Genomic DNA, 4,369 nt, shown 5'->3' on the forward strand with positions numbered 1-4,369 from the left:
GTTGTAAAAACTTTCCGGATCGGTTGTCCAGGACATTTCATTAACAAACTGAAGAATATGTTCATTGCCATCTTCAGAGGTTGAATAATTTCGCAAAAGTCCTTTTGCAACAAAGATTTTCAGATTACAGATATCACCCTGTTTGCATACCATCTCTTTACGCTGAAGTTTTATCATTTGACTTTTATATAGGATGAAATTGAACTTTTCATCCGTAAAATCCTGAAGGACCTTCTGAAAGTAATTTTTAAGAATCTCTGACATTTTTTAAAACTGAATTATATCTAAAATTAATTCTTTTTATCGAATTAAAATAAAAATTGTGTCAAATGACCTCGTTTTTGGGAGGTATTCACATCTAAATTTGTATCAGAAATTATAACAAAAACAAATTTAAAATATGAAAATATTTGTAACAGGAGCTTCAGGATTTGTAGGCTCAGCAGTAGTAAAAGAATTATTATCAAACGGCCATCAGGTACTTGGATTGGCGCGTTCGGAAGAATCTGCAAAATCCATAAGAGAGGCCGGAGCAGAAGTTTTAATGGGAGATCTGGATAGTCTCAATAATTTGCAAAAAGGAGCAAGGGAAGCAGATGGAGTAATTCATACGGCCTTTATTCACAATTTTTCAGATTATCAGACGAATGCGCTCAAAGACCATAAAGCCATTGAAGCAATGGGCGAAGTATTGAAAGGAACCGATAAACCCATTGTGGTGACAGGCGGAACATTAGGACTTCCACTGATGGACGGGAAAATCACAGAAGAAAGTAAAGCACCGGCAGAATCAATCAGATTTTCTGAAAAAGCTTTTGTTGCTCTGTCAGAATCTGGTGTAAAAGCATCCATCATTCGTCTTTCCCCAAGTGTTTACGGAAATTCTGAATCGGGTTTCAAAGGAGGTTTTGGTGTAATGCTTGCTGAGCTGGCGAAGGCTAAAGGCTTTGCAGCTTATATTGGAGAAGGAGATAATGTCTGGCCGTCTGTTCATCGTGTGGATGCTGCAAAACTATTTCGTCTGGCTCTTGAAAAAGGAGAGGTTGGAGCAAGATATAATGCGGTTAATAATGATAAACAATTGTCAATGAAAGAATTTGCTGAATTAATCGGTAAAAGACTGGATGTTCCTGTAAAATCTTTGTCACCGGAAGAAGCAACGGAATATTTTACCTGGATGACATTTTTTGTTGGAGCAGATTGTCCGGCAACAAGTTTGAAGACTCAGGAAAAATTGGGTTGGAAACCTTCTGAAAGAAGTTTCGTAGAAGAACTGGATCAATATTTCTTCTAAAATTATAAACAGTCTTACTTCCGAAGTAAGGCTGTTTTTTTATTAGGCAACTATATTGGGTACATTTAGGTATAGTATGCTTTGATTTTTAGTTTAAAACTGATAGATGTATCAATCAATTCCTATTTTCAGTTCTATTTTTATTCTAAAAAAAAATCATTATCACTACATTTGTATAAACATTCTCCCGTGAAATCTTTATTCATGTTTATTGATACGGAAACCACTTCCGTTCCCAAACGCTGGGATCTGCCGTATTCCGATACCGTAAACTGGCCCTCAGCCGTTCAGGTTTCCTGGATTATCTGTTCGGAAGACGGAACGGAGATCAAAAAAGAAGACCAATACATTTTTGAAGAGGATCTGGTGATCAGCGAAGGATCCTTCAGGATTCATGGCATTACCGAAGAATTCCTGAGATCCCGTGGTAAAAGCAGGAGGGAAGTATTGACCCGTCTTACTGAAGACATCGTAAAATACCATCCTTTAATCGTAGGTCATTTCCTCGAATTCGACCTTCATACTTTGTCTGCTGATTACTTCAGGGCGGGGCTGCCAAATCCTTTCGAAAACAGCCGGTTGTACTGTACGATGCTGAAAAGCAGGCAGTACAGATCCGGAGCTTCAGAAACAGGCATGCGTCTGCCGCAGCTCTATCGGCTCCTTTTAAATGATAAATCAGAACCTTCCCATAATGCGATCATTGATGCAGAAATGACGGCCCGTTGCTTTTTTGAAATCCGCCGGCAGAACCAGCTCTCCCAAAACGATCTTGAAGAAAAACACGGTCTGATCGCAGAAAAATTACACTTTCCCGTTTTAAAATGATAATCAACCTATGGAACATCTGATCCCGCTTTTACAGAAAACACCGCCTTTCAGCCTTTTACCCGAAAGCGTGCTGCAGGAAGTTTCCGAAAGCATGCAGAAGAAAACATTTCCTAAAGAAACACTGGCTTACCGCCAGGAAGTTACCGAAATGCAGGGCGTGGATGTCATTATGGAAGGGGAGTACGAAACGTTTTTCTTTGATGCCTCCCAGAATAAAAGGTGTATCGAAATTCACCATTCACCGTATTGTTTCGGGGGAATCTCCGTGGTGCTGAACAGGGTCCGGGCTTTAAAATCTGTAATGGCGAAAAAAGGGACCGTCGTGTATACGCTTCCTAAAAGAGAATTTACCGAACTCTGTAATGCTTATGAAGATTTTTTTCATTATTTCACTGCCGATTTCGGGAAGAAAATGCTGGATGAAGAGTTTGCGCATTTTGTAAAAACACCGGCCTCTTTTGAGGAAAGTTATTTTGCGGCAGACCAGCTGTATTCCAGAAAAATAGAAAGCATTGCTTTTAAAGATATCGTTTCGTGTACCGGAAACACGCCTATTTTTGAAGCCGCCCGGATGATGGCGAAAAACAAGGTAAGCTGTTTATTCATCCGGAACGAGCAGGATCAGAATATCGTAGGTTACGTAACGGATATTACCCTGCGTGACAACGTTATTGCCCAATGCATCGATCCGCAGAAAGCGGTACAAGAAGTAATGGATAATCCTATTGTCTCCATTTCCAGTGATGCCTATCTTTATGAGGCGGTGCTGATGATGTTTAAAACCAAAACCCGGTATTTATTGGTAGAAAAAGAGGGTGAAATGGCAGGATTCCTCAGCAGGAACCGGCTGTTGAGCGAGCAGGCACAGTCGCCGCTGGTTTTTATACAGTCGGTGAAGCAGGCCGGTACAACAGCAGAACTCCGGAAAAAGTGGCTGCAGGTCCCGGATATGATCAACCAACTGCTGGGCCGCGGCGTTCACGGGGAAATTGCCAGCCAGATCATTACTACCATTGCCGATACCATCACCATAAAAGTAATTGAAAATGTGATCCGCCAGATCGGGAAACCGCCGGCGAAATTTGTTTTCATGGTCACCGGAAGTGAAGGACGGAAAGAGCAGACCTTAAGCACCGATCAGGATAACGGCATCATCTATGAAGACAAAGCCAATGAACAGCGCGAAATGGTGCGTGAATACTTTCTTGATTTTGCCAAAAGGGTTTCCGACGATCTCAATACCATCGGTTTTGTTTACTGCAAAGGCGAATTTATGGCGAGCAATCCGAAATGGACGCATTCGCTGTCCCACTGGAAAAGGAATTATGAAGAATGGATCAATGAAACCGTTCCCGAAAATGCCATGAAGTTTTCTACCCTTTTCGACTGCCGTTACATCTATGGAGAAGAAGCGATCATCAACGAACTGAAAGATTTTATTCAGGACCAGCTTCGCGTTCCGAATGAAAGGTTTTTCACCTTTATTGCCAAAAACGCTCTCCAATATGAAGCTCCTTTAACCTTTTTTAAAAGGATTAAAACCCAAACGATCGGTAAAGCGGAAGTCTTTGATATTAAGACGGCCATGAGTCCGATTGTTGACCTGCTCAGAGTATATGCTTTAAAGAATGGGATCAATAATGAAAATACCGGAGAACGGATGAAAAAGCTCCAGGCAGCGGGCGTCTTCAGCAAAGAACAGTACCAGGAGCTGCATCATTCCTATTATTACCTGATGGCACTGCGTTTAAAAAACCAGGTTTATCAGATCAATATCGAAAAGAAAATGCCGGACAATTATATCGAGATCAGCCGCCTCACTAAAATTGAACGCGTAACGCTGACTGAAATTTTTAAAACCATCAGCAACTTCCAGCAGGGCATCCGGATGAAATTTACCGGCAGCCTGTCTTAATTTGCGTTATTTGACGGTTAACTTTATTCTGCGGGTTGTTACTATAAAAATAAAAATACAATATAAAGTCCTGAAAGGGCGACATAAATCAGCATCGGATGCAGCCCGATGATAGCGGTGATCATAATCAGAAAAGCCCTGAAGGGGCGGCATAAATCAGCATCGGGTGCAGCCCGATGACAACAGGAATCGTAATCAAATAAGCCCTGAAGGGGCGGCATCACGCTCCCGCATGGATTTAAACACCGTTTTGTTTTGCAGAATATTAGGATCAGTCTTCATTAAAATACTGCAATATTAAATTTCACCTCCTGTAACAATTCAGCAGT

Annotated in this window: 4 protein-coding genes; 3 read left to right on the forward strand and 1 reads right to left on the reverse strand. The window is 41.2% G+C overall.

The window, feature by feature from the left end; all coding sequences use genetic code 11:
- Positions 1 to 264: cyclic nucleotide-binding domain-containing protein (locus tag QZ735_RS19500; RefSeq protein ID WP_367117833.1), on the reverse strand; the 264-nt coding region annotated here is incomplete at its 3' end.
- Between the two features lie 136 nt (positions 265 to 400).
- On the opposite strand from QZ735_RS19500, the gene QZ735_RS07070 reads away from it, so the two are divergent.
- The 3 genes from QZ735_RS07070 (at position 401) to QZ735_RS07080 (ending at position 4,040) form a co-directional block, all read left to right on the forward strand.
- Entirely contained in the window at positions 401 to 1,294 is an 894-nt protein-coding gene (locus QZ735_RS07070) for an SDR family oxidoreductase (RefSeq protein WP_294246121.1), read from the forward strand.
- A gap of 189 nt (positions 1,295 to 1,483) precedes the next feature.
- On the forward strand, positions 1,484 to 2,122 hold the full coding sequence (locus QZ735_RS07075) for a 3'-5' exonuclease (protein ID WP_294246124.1): 639 nt from the start codon (positions 1,484 to 1,486) through the stop codon (positions 2,120 to 2,122).
- A gap of 10 nt (positions 2,123 to 2,132) precedes the next feature.
- On the forward strand, positions 2,133 to 4,040 hold the full coding sequence (locus tag QZ735_RS07080) for a DUF294 nucleotidyltransferase-like domain-containing protein (protein ID WP_294246128.1): 1,908 nt from the start codon (positions 2,133 to 2,135) through the stop codon (positions 4,038 to 4,040).
- Positions 4,041 to 4,369 lie beyond the last annotated feature (329 nt).

Source organism: uncultured Chryseobacterium sp. (assembly GCF_913776365.1).
Taxonomy (GTDB): domain Bacteria; phylum Bacteroidota; class Bacteroidia; order Flavobacteriales; family Weeksellaceae; genus Chryseobacterium.

Coding starts and splice junctions, on each gene's coding strand:
- QZ735_RS07070 (WP_294246121.1), top strand. CDS start 401: ATGAAAATATTTGTAACAGGAGCTTCAGGATTTGTAGGCTCAGCAGTA.
- QZ735_RS07080 (WP_294246128.1), top strand. CDS start 2,133: ATGGAACATCTGATCCCGCTTTTACAGAAAACACCGCCTTTCAGCCTT.